The 13,516-nt window shown below is 55.6% G+C and carries 12 protein-coding genes; 3 read left to right on the top strand and 9 right to left on the bottom strand.

All coding sequences use genetic code 11. From position 1 onward, the window contains the following. Window positions 1–51: 51 nt before the first annotated feature. The 4 genes from B9Y90_RS02210 to B9Y90_RS02195 form a co-directional block, all read right to left on the bottom strand. A complete protein-coding gene (locus tag B9Y90_RS02210; protein WP_085540077.1) occupies window positions 52–1,434 on the bottom strand; it encodes a serine/threonine protein kinase in 1,383 nt (460 codons plus the stop codon). A gap of 38 nt (window positions 1,435–1,472) precedes the next feature. Further along, window positions 1,473–2,432, bottom strand: coding sequence for a hypothetical protein (locus tag B9Y90_RS02205; RefSeq protein ID WP_085540076.1), 960 nt, complete (start codon window positions 2,430–2,432; stop codon window positions 1,473–1,475). A 121-nt stretch (window positions 2,433–2,553) separates the two neighbouring features. Continuing rightward, window positions 2,554–3,048 carry an SH3 domain-containing protein gene (locus B9Y90_RS02200; protein ID WP_039294373.1) on the bottom strand — a complete coding sequence of 165 codons (495 nt, stop codon included), beginning with the start codon at window positions 3,046–3,048 and terminating at the stop codon, window positions 2,554–2,556. Window positions 3,049–3,532: 484 nt separating this feature from the next. Beyond that, a complete protein-coding gene (locus B9Y90_RS02195; RefSeq protein WP_441302644.1) occupies window positions 3,533–4,411 on the bottom strand; it encodes a helix-turn-helix transcriptional regulator in 879 nt (292 codons plus the stop codon). 108 nt (window positions 4,412–4,519) lie between these two features. Here B9Y90_RS02195 and B9Y90_RS02190 point away from each other — a divergent pair, with 108 nt between their 5' ends. Beyond that, window positions 4,520–5,941: an MFS transporter gene (locus B9Y90_RS02190; RefSeq protein ID WP_085540074.1), complete on the top strand. Its 1,422-nt coding sequence runs from the start codon at window positions 4,520–4,522 to the stop codon at window positions 5,939–5,941. On the opposite strand, the gene B9Y90_RS02185 is transcribed toward B9Y90_RS02190, so the two are convergent. Beyond that, window positions 5,905–6,675 carry an AraC family transcriptional regulator gene (locus tag B9Y90_RS02185; RefSeq protein WP_085540073.1) on the bottom strand — a complete coding sequence of 257 codons (771 nt, stop codon included), beginning with the start codon at window positions 6,673–6,675 and terminating at the stop codon, window positions 5,905–5,907. The two genes, B9Y90_RS02190 and B9Y90_RS02185, sit on opposite strands and share 37 nt — an antisense overlap. 97 nt (window positions 6,676–6,772) lie before the next feature. On the opposite strand from B9Y90_RS02185, the gene B9Y90_RS02180 reads away from it, so the two are divergent. Both B9Y90_RS02180 and mqo read left to right on the top strand, forming a co-directional pair. After that, complete coding sequence (locus B9Y90_RS02180; RefSeq protein ID WP_085540072.1) at window positions 6,773–7,333, top strand: NADPH-dependent FMN reductase; 561 nt, start codon at window positions 6,773–6,775, stop codon at window positions 7,331–7,333. A 301-nt stretch (window positions 7,334–7,634) separates the two neighbouring features. Next, window positions 7,635–9,293: a malate dehydrogenase (quinone) gene (mqo, locus tag B9Y90_RS02175; RefSeq protein ID WP_139827330.1), complete on the top strand. Its 1,659-nt coding sequence runs from the start codon at window positions 7,635–7,637 to the stop codon at window positions 9,291–9,293. A gap of 85 nt (window positions 9,294–9,378) precedes the next feature. Here the strand turns inward: mqo and gap are convergent, their stop codons facing one another. The 4 genes from gap to hutI all read right to left on the bottom strand — a co-directional run bounded on the left by gap (window position 9,379) and on the right by hutI (window position 13,487). Continuing rightward, window positions 9,379–10,389 carry a type I glyceraldehyde-3-phosphate dehydrogenase gene (gene gap, locus B9Y90_RS02170; RefSeq protein ID WP_085540070.1) on the bottom strand — a complete coding sequence of 337 codons (1,011 nt, stop codon included), beginning with the start codon at window positions 10,387–10,389 and terminating at the stop codon, window positions 9,379–9,381. A gap of 78 nt (window positions 10,390–10,467) precedes the next feature. After that, window positions 10,468–11,448, bottom strand: coding sequence for a GlxA family transcriptional regulator (locus tag B9Y90_RS02165; protein ID WP_039294358.1), 981 nt, complete (start codon window positions 11,446–11,448; stop codon window positions 10,468–10,470). Window positions 11,449–11,488: 40 nt separating this feature from the next. Next, on the bottom strand, window positions 11,489–12,286 hold the full coding sequence (gene hutG, locus B9Y90_RS02160; RefSeq protein ID WP_039294355.1) for an N-formylglutamate deformylase: 798 nt from the start codon (window positions 12,284–12,286) through the stop codon (window positions 11,489–11,491). Beyond that, on the bottom strand, window positions 12,279–13,487 hold the full coding sequence (gene hutI, locus B9Y90_RS02155; protein WP_085540069.1) for an imidazolonepropionase: 1,209 nt from the start codon (window positions 13,485–13,487) through the stop codon (window positions 12,279–12,281). Before hutI ends, hutG begins: the two co-directional genes overlap by 8 nt. Window positions 13,488–13,516 lie beyond the last annotated feature (29 nt).

The following is a 13,516-nucleotide window of genomic DNA, read 5'->3' as shown; positions in this document are numbered from 1 at the left end:
GATGTCAAAATATTTCAGCCAGCACTATACCCTGATGTTTTGCCTCTGTAATCACCCCTGTGGGTTCACCAGCCAGGTACCGGAATTCGCTACCACAATGGTTTGCTTGCGGGGTGTTTCGCCTCCGCTCAGCGCCAACAAGTATTTGCCGGCCGGGAGCTGAAGTGATGCAAAACCGTTGGCAGCGGGCGTCAGCTTTTGCACTTTACCGTTCACCGAAAGCTGCTCACCGTCGTTCATTCGGATATAGACTCTGGCAAGCGTACTTTCAGCCGCGGCGGCTGCAGGGGCCGCACTGACCTGTGCCGGGCTTTGATTCACCGCCAGTGACGCAGGGGCAGGTTCCGGCGAACTTACAGCAGGGCTTCCCCGGCCAAAAAGTAGTGCACCGACAATCAGGCCCGCGACGGCAGCAGCGCCGATTTGCAGGGCTGCTTGATAGCGTTTCCAACGCGGAAGAGCCACGGTGCTGTCAGGATCGTCTACCGGTACCAGAGCGGTACCAGTTTTTTTACTGCTCACCAGTTCACGTACGTCGTCTGGCTGGATATTCAGCAGGGCCGCAAAAGCGTCAATGGACTGAGGGCGATCTTCCGGCTTCAGCGACAGCGCTTTATCAACCGCCTGCAGTAAATTGAGGGAATAGCCTTCGGGTTGGCTTTCCGCGAGCCTGACGCAGCTGTCCTGAATACTGCGAGCGACGCTGGCAGGCGGTGCACTGCCGGTAATAAGCGTATACAGCACGGCACCGACGGCGTAGATATCGGTCCATGGCCCTAGCTGGCTGGCCAGGTCTCCGGTGTATTGCTCCAGCGGGGCAAAACCGGGATGGAGCAGGGTGTTACCTTCATCCAGTGAGCCTTGCCCCCGGCGTGGCGCGCCAGTGTTGAGCAGGATAGGCAGCCCATTATCCTGAATTTGAATGCTTTTCAGCGACAGGTTGCGGTGCAGATGCTCGGCCGCATGCAGCGTTGCCAGCGCGCCGCAAAGCATTGGCAGAATCCGGCGGAGCCACGCTTCATCAATCAGCGACGGCTGCTGTTTTTGCAGTTCATCGAGCGTGATGCCGCTATAAAACAGTGTGACGACGTAAGCCGTATTGTTATCGCTCCAGATGCGCAGCACCTGAGGCAGATTCGGATGGTTAAAGTGCGCCAGCTGACGCGCTTCTTGCATAAAGCTGTTCAGGCCGGTGGTATAGACCAGGTGATCGCGTTCGCTGTGCAGCACCAGTTCCATCATGTCATTGCGCATCACGTAAGCTTTAGGCATGTATTCACGGATAGCCACCAGGCGTTCTAGCTGGTGATCCCACGCCCGATAAAGAATGCTGGTCATGCTGGCGTCGATGGCTTCCTGAATTTCAAATTCATCGAAGCGGTAGCCAGGCGGCAGAGCGTTCGGGACTTTTGGGATAAAATCGTTATCTAGCATAATGTTCTCTGCGCGTAATCATGCAATTTGCGGCCTGTTTATTTTTGGGCGCGCCAGGCGCCGGCGGCCGGGTCGCGCAGCTGCGGATGCAGGGATTCAACCAGCAGCAGCGTGATGGACGTACCTGGCGTCAGCCAGGCGGACCAGAGCTTGCGCACCTCGTTGAGCCGCGTCTGGAGGCGTTGTTCATCCAGCGCCATGTCGCGAGATACCTCTACGGCAACGGTGCCGCTGGCTTTCCAGCCGTTGATCTCAGGATGGTAGGGCAAAATTAGCCAGCTTTGTGGTGCCTGTTCATTGCTAACCACCATGCGCTCATTGTTCACGCTGGTGATAAGCAGACTGTCGGCATCCGCTGAGGGATTCAATCCGCTGACCGGGAAACCGTGGACAAACGTCATCATAATGCGCTTTTCGCCGCCAGTGCCGCGCTGAACCACTTCGCTGGTGCCGTTCAGCCAGCCACCTTTTTCACATTTGCCATTCTCTTTACCCGGAATAAACAGGGAACTGCTGGCGGCGTCGCCCTGCCAGAATGTGCGCAAGTGGCAACCATCCTGCAGGGTAAACTCCAGCCACGGCGTGCGGTCGAGAGGCGTGGAAAGATCTTCCGGACGTTCGTTGCGGTTAGCGACCGAAGAGAGTGGGGATTCAATAGTGACTTCCCAGTCGCTGGCCTTGGTGGCGGAACCGCGGGCAAGGGATGCGCCCTCGGGATCTTCCAATTGCCAGTTAACGCGCTCAATCTCGCTGCACTGGTTTTCCAGAAGTGCGCCGAGGCGAGGCATGAACGTTTTCAGAATAAGGGGGTTTTTATCCCCGTTTGCCACAATACGAACCGGCAGATCGCTTCCGCACCAGCTTTGAGGGGCATTGCTTTTGATGTTGTCTATCCACACGTCCAGCTTTTGGGACGGCGACTGAACAATGCGGTAGTTCCCTGCCCAGACGATAGTGGATGCCAGCAGCAATGCCATACCCGAAAGCCAGAGTTTCATAAAGATCCTTGTTAGCCTGTGTGTAAAGAGAGGGCAACGTTAACGCCCGTACAGGTTGCCGGGTGAGTCGTTGCTACTCTCATACCAAAATCTTTGGTTAGAAAACCCCCGGAGGGGAAGTTTAATTAATGATCCACGTTCCGTTATCGGCGTTCTGGCAGGCTTTACTTTTATTATCTACCGCAACGCAGGTGGATTTTTTGGCCGCACGGCGAGGGCGAGGGCGGTCTTTTTTCAGCGTCTGGTTATACAGCTCGCTTTTTACCAGCGCCCTGAGCGGCACATAGCCCAGCAGCTCTTGTTTATCCTGCTCGGCGATAGCAAACCAGTGATTTTCTACCTCGCCTAACACCGTGTAGCTTTGGCCGCTTTCAAGCTGTGCCAGTACTTTGCCACCAAAATCGGGTTTGCTCATAATAGAGCCCGGATAAAGCGCCCGATACTCGGCGTCAACAGGTGTAAATTCTTTTGGTACTTCAACGATATAGCGGTGAGTCAGGGTGACGCCGTTTACCGTGCTGGTCACAATGGTGTCGTCGGTCATCTTCGGCGGCGGCGCTTTACAGCCGACAACCGTAGTGACAACAAGGAGGACTAACAGGCTTCGCAATTTCATTGAGACGTTCCCTGAGAAAAAGGTTAAAACCCAACCGCCGCGGGAGCAAGGAGCGCCGCACAGGAAAATTATCCACGACGTGAGGTACGCCCACGCAAAACGGCGTGGCGGCTTGGGTATCTCGCCGGCGCAAGGAATTCGCGTGGTTTCAGCATAGTAGAGTGATTTTACATAGCCCGGTTAACAATTCAATGGTGTTATAACAGTGGAATAACCTATTACGTACATGAAGGTTTGATGCCAGGTTGGTAGAGCAGAAAATTGGGTTGGTTTAAAAATGATCAAGGGGGCATCTAAGAGGAATGAAAAGCATGAAGATAGCGTTAATTTTTTGAATTTGTTTGATAAATTCAAGGTTTTCAGCGAAGTCTTATTTTTATTCTGACGTCAATGCGAATGGTCTTTTGTGGTTTCCCTGAGGTTATTCTTAAAACAATAAAAAACATCGGGCCGTCTGCAGGTTGCCCGATGCGTTTGCAGAAATTCAGGCTCCGCTCGCTTGAGAAAAAAGTCGCAAAGCTCGTTCACCCAGTTCATCAACCGGGAGGTAAACCAGCAGCCTTGAACCGTCTCGCGGCGCAGAGTACCAGTTGATCTGCTGCATACCGAAGGTGCCGATCTGCGGGTGCGTGTACTGTTTTATATGGTTTTCGATATTGCGGATCTCATAGCGCTGCTCCCAGAGCGTTTTAAACGCGGGGGAGGCGGCGAAAAACGATTCCAGCAGTGTTTCCCAGCGCGGGTCGCCGCGGTGCTCGGTGATCCCGGCGCGGAACCAGCCCACAAACTTGGGCAGCACATCTTCGTTACAGTCTACCCGGCTCCGCCAGGTCTCATTGGTCAGATACTGATAAATGCAGTTGCGATGCTCCGGCGGTTCATTGTCGAGATCGACCCCCATCAACTGGCAAAAATGCGAGTTATAGCCGAGGATGTCGAAATTCGGCTTCTGGATGCTGGCGGGGTTAGGCATCAGGGCGTCCAACATCCGGCGGGCGGCGGGGCTGAGTCCTTCGCACTGCGCGGCGGCGGGAGCTTCGGACGGGGGCAGGCCAGCCAGAATAAACAAGTGTCGGGTTTCCGCCGGGGAGCACTGCAGCGCGCTGGCGATCGCCGTCATGGCAGTGGCCGAAGGATTCACTTCCCGCCCCTGCTCAAGCCAGGTATACCAGGTCACGCCGATGTCAGCCAGCAGCGCCACTTCTTCACGGCGAAGGCCGGGCGTGCGGCGACGTCCGCTGCGCGGTAAACCCAACCGCTGCGGGTCCAGACTTTCGCGCCGGGTGCGCAAAAACAGCGCCAGCATTTTACGGCTGTCGTCCAGCGGGCCATGACGCAGCTCAGGCTGAGTGATGAGCATCACAAATACTCCAGAATGGTAGTATCAGTACCAGTATAAGTAAGAACTGGTACCCGGTTAAATGTTCAGGGATCCTACGTCGGTATCCTGAACTATGCAATGGAGTCCCTGATGAATAATTCGCCTGTTTCACCCGGTCGTGCTGGCCTGGTGCTGCTGTTGACGGGCCAGATGCTGCCGTTAATCGACACGTCTATCACCAACGTGGCGCTGGACTCGATCACGGAGTCCCTTGGCACCACGCCAACCCAGCTTGAACTTATTGTGGCACTTTACGGCGTCGCCTTTGCCGTCAGCCTGGCGGTGGGCAGCAAGCTTGGCGATAACCACGGCCGCCGCAGAACGTTGCTATGGGGCGTGGCCCTGTTCGGTATTGCTTCTTTCCTGTGCGGGATCTCCGGTTCGGTCACCGAGCTGCTGGCGGCTCGTACTCTGCAAGGCGTCGGGGCTGCGCTGATTGTGCCGCAGATCCTTGCCACACTGCACGTGACGCTCAAAGGCACCGCTCACGCCCGGGCTATCAGCCTGTATGGCGGCATTGGCGGGATCGCTTTTATTATCGGCCAGATGGGAGGCGGCTGGCTGGTGTCGGCGGATATTGCCGGGCTGGGCTGGCGAAACGCGTTCTTTATCAACGTGCCTATCTGCCTGTTGGTACTGGTGCTGAGCCGGTTCTATATTCCTGAAACGCGGAGCGAAAGCCACTCGCGCATTGACTGGCAGGGTACCGTTACCCTCGCGCTGGTGCTGTGTTGCCTGCTGTTTCCTATGGCGCTTGGGCCCGAGCTGCACTGGCCGTGGCCGATGCAGCTGATGCTGGTGGCAACGCTGCCGCTCGGTTATCTGATGCGCGTTGGCGCACTAAACCAGCAGCAGCGGGGGCTACAGCCACTTTTGCCGCCAAGGCTGCTTAAGCTGGGCAGCATAAGGTTTGGCCTGCTGATCGCGCTGCTGTTCTTTACCTGTTGGTCGGGCTTTATGTTCTGCATGGCGCTGACGCTCCAGTCGGGCATGGGAATGGCGCCGTGGCAGTCCGGGAACAGCTTTATTGCCATGGGCATTTCGTATTTTGTCTCCGCGTGGTTTGCCCCGAGGCTTATCGTGCGCCATTCGTTAAGCACTATTTTGCTGAGCGGGATTGCTATCCAGGTGGTGGGTCTGCTGGGGCTGATATTTACGCTTTACCACTTTGGCACCCATGCAGGTCCGCTGGCTATTGCCCCGGCGACGCTGGTGGTGGGCTACGGCCAGGCGCTGATTGTGAACAGTTTCTACCGCATTGGGATGCGCGATATCGACCTGAACGATGCCGGAGCAGCAAGCGCAATATTGAGTACCCTGCAGCAGTCTGCGCTGGGACTTGGCCCGGCGGTCCTTGGAGCTTTGTTCCTGCATCTGCAGCATCAAAGCGGGGATTACTCCGTGGCGATGATCGGCTTCCTGGCGGCTGAAATCGTGATGATGCTGGTGCTTGCGCTGGCCGCCGTCACCCGCCGTCAGCTTTTGTCCGGGGTGAAAGTCTCTTTAAGATAACGCCCCGGCGGCAGGCCGATAATTCGGGTAAAGGCAGTGGTAAAGCTGCTGGCGCTTTGATAGCCCATATCATAGGCCACCTGAGTTATCGGCTCGCCGTTAACCAATTTTTCCACTGAACTGATTATCCTCATTCTTTCCCGCCAGGGAGTAAAATTCATCCCGATTTCGCTTTCGAAAAGGCGGCCTAATGTTCTGGGGCTGATGAAGGCAACGGCGGCCAGCTGAATTAGCGTTTTGCTACAGGCCGGATCTTCCCGCAGCAGACTGGTGACTAGCCTCAGCCGTTTATCTTTACCCTCAGGCACAAACAGGTCTGTTTTCAACACCTGTTTTCGCAGCTGGAAGTGCAGCAGCTGTGCAATCAGTTCGAGTTGTTCGTTCGAATCGCTGTTGTGTTGAATCGCTAAGGCTTCTTTCGCCAGCTCCGTCAGCAGGTTTGAAGCGACGATAAGCGAGCTGTTGTCCGGCAATAGCCGCTCGAATCCTTGCCTGAATCGTAGATTGATTAGCCGCGAACGCTCGGTATAAAGCGCCCGGTGTAACAGCCCCGGCGGCACCCAAACGCCGTTACCGGGCGTTGCCAGCCACCAACCCGTTTCGGTTTGCAGGCGAAGAGTACCTTCCAGGGTGACGCTTAACTGACCGTGCATATGGCGGTGAAACGTCACGTCGTCACCGCGACGATGTGCCATGTCGGAAGCAGCGATAGCCACGGAAAGGGCGTCTGGCATGTTGGCACTCCTGCGAAGGGTTTTGGCGGATTAGCGAAAGAATTATCACATTCTTTTTCTCATAATACCGGCATCGAGAAAATTAGAGGAGAACAAGATGAAAACATTACGCTTCGTGGGGATCGCCGGTAGCTTGCGGGTCGATTCGGCTTCCCGTGCATTGCTCAACAGCATCAGCGAAATGCTGCCCGAACAGAGTCATTTTAGTGTGCTTGATATTGGCGTCCTGGAACATTATTGCCAGGATCTGGAAAAGGGGGAATTACCTGAGCCAGTGGTAAGCGCCCGCCGGCTGGTGGCTGAGGCTGATGCGGTGATTATTACGGTACCGGAATACAATCACGGTATGCCCGGCGTACTCAAAAATGCGCTCGACTGGCTGTCACGGCCAGTCAGAGCCAGCTGTATGCTGGGAAAATATGTCTTTTTCGTTTCGCAGTCGACCGGCGCGCTTGGCGGCGTCAGGGCGCAATACCAGCTGCGGGAAACGCTGGCCTCAATGCTGTGCAATATGGTGCCGCTGCCGGAGCTGGCAGTCAGCTTTGCGAACCAGAAATTAGAGAACGGGCGTTTAATTGATTCTGCCACGGATGCATTTATTCGTACCCATCTTGCCGTCTTTATTAAGGCGGTAGAGCAGAATAGCACAAACCGTTAACGACGAATTTATCGCCTTTTACAGGAACGGAATAAGGATAAAATCCATGCATGTGCGTGGATTTTTTTTGCCAATAACATCCCGATAACTAAGCGGATTACCGCTAATAATACCTGGAATACAGGATGTATTATCCGGGTATATTATTTTAATGATATTTGATTTTATTTGGTTTTTTTAATTAAAAAAATCATTGGCATTAATTGTATGGATTAATCAGGTTGTGAATGAGATTTTAAAATATCGTGAAAGTGGGTTAACATAGATTTACTTCATTCACCTGCGATGCAATAGAATTATTATGCCTGCAATGAAAAAGACAATTATTTCTCTGACAACACTGGCGTTATTCGTAAGCTCTGCTAGCTACGCTAACGCGGATTCCACGCAAAAAACCGACTTCCTGCTGATTGGCGGCGGTATTATGAGCGCCTCTCTCGGGACGTGGCTCCAGGAGCTGCAGCCGGACTGGAAACAGGTCATGGTTGAGAAGCTTGATGGCGTGGCGCTTGAGTCCTCCAACGGCTGGAATAACGCCGGTACCGGGCACTCTGCAAATATGGAACTGAACTATACGCCGGAGCGCCCGGACGGTTCTATTGATGTCAGCAAAGCGCTGGAAATTAACGAACAGTTTATGATTTCCCGCCAGTTCTGGTCCGCACAAATTCAGCGCGGTATTTTGAACGACCCACATTCATTTATTAATTCCACGCCGCACATGAGTTTTGTCTGGGGTGATAAAAACGTTGAGTATCTGACCAAGCGCTATGACGCGCTGCAGAAAACCACGCTGTTCCAGGGGATGAAATTCTCCACTAACCACGAGCAAATTAAACAGTGGGCTCCGCTGGTCATGGAAGGGCGCGACCCGAATCAAAAAGTGGCGGCGACCTGGACGCCAGTTGGGACCGACGTTAACTACGGTGAAATTACCCGTCAGCTGATCGGCAGCCTGAAAAAAAGCCCGAATTTCTCCCTGCAAACCTCTTCTGAAGTCACCGACTTCAAACGCAACGGCGATAATTCCTGGCACGTCACCATCAAAGACGTCACCAGCGGCAAAGAGCACGCCATCGACGCGAAATATGTCTTTATCGGGGCTGGCGGCGGCGCACTGAAACTGCTGCAGGAAACCGGTATTCCGGAATCGAAAAACTACGCCGGTTTCCCGGTGGGTGGCTCCTTCCTGATGACCGAAAACCCGGTGGTAACCAGCCAGCATCTCGAAAAAGTGTATGGTCAGGCCTCCGTGGGTGCACCACCGATGTCCGTGCCGCACATTGATGCCCGCTTTATCGACGGTAAGCGCGTAGTGCTGTTCGGGCCGTTCGCGACCTTCTCTACCAAATTCCTGAAAAACGGCTCTTTCTTTGATCTGTTGAGCACGACCACCACCAGCAACTTTATGCCGATGACCGACGTAGGTCTGGATAACTTTGACCTGGTGAAATACCTGATTGGTCAGGTGATGCTGAGTGATGAAGATCGCTTTGAAGCGCTGAAAGAGTACTACCCGCAGGCGCGTAAAGAAGACTGGAAACTGATCCAGGCCGGTCAGCGCGTGCAGATCATCAAAAAAGATGAGAACAAAGGCGGTGTCCTGAAGCTCGGTACCGAAGTGGTTGTTGACCAGCAGAAAACCATTTCTGCTCTGCTGGGTGCATCCCCAGGCGCTTCTACCGCGGCGCCTATCACGCTGAACGTGTTGAAGCAGATGTTCCCGCAGCAGTTCAACTCGCCTGAGTGGCAGAGTAAGATCCGCGCCGTTGTGCCAAGCTACGGCCAGGAGATGAACGGCAACGCGGCGCTGACGCAGAAAGTTTGGGATGACACAGCAGCCACGCTGCAGCTGACCAAACCGCCTGTTATTCAGATGAACGACCAAAGCGAAACGCCGGTAGCAAAACCAGCCGAAGCGAAAGCGGAAGCCGCTACCCAGCACGATATGGCGCTGTAAGTAAACGCCTCTGCCAGCCTCTGTTACTGCAGGGGCTGTAATAAAAAAGCCAGCCGCAAGGCTGGCTTTTCTATTTCAGTTGCCGTTACAGCCCACGTTTATCCATCAGCAGAGCAAGGTCAACCAGGCGGTTAGAGAAGCCCCATTCGTTGTCGTACCAGGCCAGGATTTTCACCAGGTTACCGCCAATCACCAGGGTTGAAAGCCCGTCAATAATAGAAGAGCGCGGGTCGCCCTGATAATCGCTGGAGACCAGCGGCTCATCGCTGTAGCCCAGAATGTCTTTCAACGGGCCGGCTTCAGCGGCTTTGCGGAACGCCGCGTTCACTTCTTCCGCCGTGACATCGCGTTTGAGCGTCACGGTTAAATCAACGATAGACACTACCGGTACCGGCACGCGCAGAGAGTAGCCTGTCAGGCGCCCGTCAAGTTCAGGGATAACCTTGCCGAGGGCTTTAGCCGCGCCGCTGGAATACGGCACAATCGACAGCGCTGCCGCCCGTGCGCCGCGCAAATCTTTTTCCGGCTGGTCGTGCAGCGCCTGGCTGTTGGTGTAGGCGTGAGTGGTGTTCATCAGGCCGTGTTCAATGCCGAAGGCCTGATGCAGTACCTGCGCGGCAGGGGCCAGGCCGTTGGTGGTACAGCTGCCGTTGCTGACCACAAAGTGTTTCAGCGGATCGTAACTTTCGTGGTTCACGCCCAGCACGATAGTCAGATCGTCGTCTTTGCCAGGGGCAGAAATGATGACGCGTTTTGCGCCGCCGTGGGTGATGTGAACTTCAGCTTTTTCGCGGCTGGTGAAAAAGCCGGTGGCCTCGATAACGATATCTACGCCGACGTCACGCCATGGGATCTGCGCCGGATCTCTTTCACTGAAAACGCGAACCGGCTTGCCGTCAACGTGGAGCAGCCCTTCGGAGGCTTCCACTGGCGCAGGTAGTTTGCCCATCAGCGAGTCGTGTTTTAACAGATGTGCAAGGGTTTTGCTGTCCGTCAGATCGTTGATGGCCACGATCTCAATATTGGGGTTACCCAGGGCAGCGCGCAGCACGTTACGTCCGATTCTGCCAAAACCATTAATCCCGACCTTAACCATGATTCACTCCTTCTCTTGAATGTCTGGCATCAGAGTAGGCGCGGAGTGAAATGGCGTAAATGACAAAAAAGGATCAATTCATGCCAACTTCCGGCAATGGAAGCGTTCGCGGTATTCCCCCGGGGTGAGGTGAAGCTGGCGCTCAAAGACGCGACGCAGGTTAATGGCGGTGCCAAAGCCCGAGGCGCAGGCGACCCGCTCCAGGGTGTCGTTTGACTGCTCAAGGTGGTGGCGGGCGGCGGCTAGCCGGGCTTCTTCCACATAGCGGGCGGGCGTAACGCCGGTTTCCCTTGTAAAGACGCGGGTAAAATTACGTGGGCTCATGGCGACCCGTTCCGCCAGTTTTTCTACCGACAAATCATCCGCCAGGTTATCCAACAGCCAGTCCTGGAGCTGGCTTATCGGCCCGGTGTTGGCCGCCTGGCGCAGATGATAGCGGCTAAACTGCAACTGGCCGCCAGGGCGGTGCAGGTACATCACCAGATCCTGAGCCACATCCCTCGCGAGGGTGAAGCCGTAATCCGCCTCAACCAACGCCAGCGTAAGATCGAAGCCAGAACTCACGCCGCCGGAGGTCCACACCGGGCCGTCCTGAATATACAAAGGGCCGCCTTCCACGTTGATTTGCGGCCACCTGGCCTGCATCTCTTCCAGCATTCGCCAGTGGGTCGTTGCCCTGCGGCCATCCAGCAGCCCGGCGCGAGCCAGCAGCATCGCACCGCCGCACACGGAGGCAATACGCTGAGTATTTGGCGCGGCGCGGCATAGCCAGTCGACCACCGCGCTGCCTTCGGGCTCGCTTTGGCCTTTGCCGGTGATCATGATGGTGTCACGAGGCTCATTGGGATCGAGGTCGGCCAGCCGGTGGTCTGCCAGCAGGTTTAGACCGGACATGCCGTGCACGACGTGATGAGGTTGAGTGGTGGCGATACTGATGCGGTAGCGAGGCTCGGTCAAGGCTTCCGCATGCAGGCGATTAGCCTGCATCAGAATATCGGCGATACCGGCGGCTTCAAACAGCATGCCGCCGTCAGGGACAATTACCAGAATCGTTTTCATGTCCTGAAAAGTACGCTTTTAACAAATTAAGTCAAGAGAGTTAGCCGTACTGCCGCTGCCCCCATGCCAGGGCGGTTTCAATCAGGCGGGCGATTACCTGCTGGAACTGGGCTCCTTTTTCCTCAGACCAGGCAAAACTCTCTTCATCCATATAGCAACACTGGGCCACTTCCAGCTGCACGGCATGGATATTTTGCTGCGGCGCACCGTAATGGCGCGTGATATGGCCTCCCTTAAAGCGGCCGTTCAGCACTTTGCTGTAGCCGTTAAAATGCTCGCTGGTTTTCAACAGTTCAGCGCTGAGAGCCGGATCGCAGCTGGTGCCGTCCGCGGTGCCGAAATTAAGATCCGACAGGCGACCTTCGAACAGGCGAGGTACCACGGATTTAATAGAATGCGCGTCCCACAGCAGGGCATAGCCAAAGATTTCTTTCAGCCTTGCCAGTTCCTGGGCAAGCGCCTGGTGATAGGGTTGCCAGATGTTGGTCAGGATGTCGGCTCTGGCCTGTGCATCGGGGGATTTTCCCGCCTCGAACAGTGGTTCGCCGTCGAAAAAAATGTCCGGGTAAAGCCCGGTAGTGGCCGTGGTGTACAGCGGCTTATCGTCCGACGGACGGTTCAAATCCACCACGTAGCGCGAGTAGTTGGCGCTGAGTATGCTGGCACCCATGTCACGTATTGGCTGGTAAAGTCTGGGAATATGCCAGTCGGTATCTTCCAGCTTTTTGGCCCGCGCCGTCAGCCCGTTAGCCACTTCCGGCGTTAACTGTGTACCCGGATGCGGCATGCTGATCAGCAGCGGCAGCTTGCCCTGATGAAGCTCAAAGCCCTTAATCATTCCACACCTCTTTACCTTGATAGATAACCTGTTTGGAGAGCGTGCCGCCCAGCCAGTAGCTCAGCTCGGCGGGATGGTCTATTTCCCAGGCAACAAAGCTGGCTTCTTTACCTGCTTCCAGGGTGCCCGTTTTCTCGCTAATTCCGAGTGCGCGCGCCGCATTCAGCGTCACGCCAGCAAGCGCTTCTTCCGGCGTCAGGCCAAACAGCGTGCAGGCCATGTTCATCATCAGACGCAGGGATTGCACCGGGGAGGTGCCTGGGTTCAGGTCGCTGGAAATGGCCATCGGCACGTGATGTTTACGCAGTAGCGCCACCGGCGGCTTCTGCGTTTCTCGCAGGAAGTAAAACGCGCCGGGAAGCAGCACGGCGGTCGTGCCGTGTTTTGCCATCAGCGTAATATCGTCCTCGCAAAGATATTCCAGATGATCGGCGGAAAGTGCGTTGTGGCGGGCGGCGAGCCCCGCGCCGTGCAGGAGCGAAAGCTGTTCGGCATGAAGCTTAACCGGCAGGCCCAGCTCATGGGCTTTCACAAAGACACGCTCAACCTGCGGCACGGAAAAGGCCAGGTGTTCACAGAAGGCATCAACGGCATCAACGAGCCCTTCACGGTGCAACTCTGGTAACCAGCGTTCACAAACGTCGGTGATAAAGTCGTCGCTGTGGTCTTTGTATTCCGGGGGCAGGGCGTGCGCGGCCAGGCAGGTACTGTAAATCGTCAGCGGCAGACTTTGCGCCAGCTGGCGGACAACACGCAGCATTTTGCGCTCGTCGTCAAAGCTGAGGCCGTAGCCTGATTTCACTTCCAGGGTGGTCACGCCGTCTTTACGCAGCGCGTTGATACGGCGACTGGCGCTTGCCAGCAGTTCGGCTTCGCTCGCCTGACGCGTGGCCTTCACCGTACTGGCTATCCCGCCGCCCGCAGCGGCAATATCCGCGTAGGTTGCACCGTTCAGACGCATCTCAAATTCCTGACTGCGGTTGCCGCCGAACACGCTGTGGGTGTGGCAGTCGATAAGGCCGGGGGTGACAAGTTTGCCCTGCAGATCGCGTTCTTCGTCGTGGGGCTGGTTTGGGCGCTGACTGTCGGGGCCAACCCAGATAATTTTGTTGCCTTCGGTCAGCATCGCCGCGTCTTCGATAATATTGTACTTGCCGCTGACCATGGTGGTGATGTGGCAGTTACGCCATAAAATCCGCATAAGATCTCTCTCATCAGGACGGGGCACGA

It is taken from the genome of Cedecea sp. NFIX57 (genome assembly GCF_900177785.1).
In the GTDB taxonomy this organism is placed as follows: Bacteria; Pseudomonadota; Gammaproteobacteria; order Enterobacterales; family Enterobacteriaceae; genus Cedecea; species Cedecea neteri_C.
The sequence above is the reverse complement of the archived record's forward strand: the minus strand, read 5'-3'. Positions and strand labels throughout refer to the sequence as shown.

Coding starts and splice junctions, on each gene's coding strand:
- B9Y90_RS02210 (WP_085540077.1), bottom strand. CDS start 1,434: ATGCTAGATAACGATTTTATCCCAAAAGTCCCGAACGCTCTGCCGCCT.
- B9Y90_RS02205 (WP_085540076.1), bottom strand. CDS start 2,432: ATGAAACTCTGGCTTTCGGGTATGGCATTGCTGCTGGCATCCACTATC.
- B9Y90_RS02200 (WP_039294373.1), bottom strand. CDS start 3,048: ATGAAATTGCGAAGCCTGTTAGTCCTCCTTGTTGTCACTACGGTTGTC.
- B9Y90_RS02190 (WP_085540074.1), top strand. CDS start 4,520: ATGAATAATTCGCCTGTTTCACCCGGTCGTGCTGGCCTGGTGCTGCTG.
- B9Y90_RS02185 (WP_085540073.1), bottom strand. CDS start 6,675: ATGCCAGACGCCCTTTCCGTGGCTATCGCTGCTTCCGACATGGCACAT.
- B9Y90_RS02180 (WP_085540072.1), top strand. CDS start 6,773: ATGAAAACATTACGCTTCGTGGGGATCGCCGGTAGCTTGCGGGTCGAT.
- mqo (WP_139827330.1), top strand. CDS start 7,635: ATGCCTGCAATGAAAAAGACAATTATTTCTCTGACAACACTGGCGTTA.
- gap (WP_085540070.1), bottom strand. CDS start 10,389: ATGGTTAAGGTCGGGATTAATGGTTTTGGCAGAATCGGACGTAACGTG.
- B9Y90_RS02165 (WP_039294358.1), bottom strand. CDS start 11,448: ATGAAAACGATTCTGGTAATTGTCCCTGACGGCGGCATGCTGTTTGAA.
- hutG (WP_039294355.1), bottom strand. CDS start 12,286: ATGATTAAGGGCTTTGAGCTTCATCAGGGCAAGCTGCCGCTGCTGATC.
- hutI (WP_085540069.1), bottom strand. CDS start 13,487: ATGCGGATTTTATGGCGTAACTGCCACATCACCACCATGGTCAGCGGC.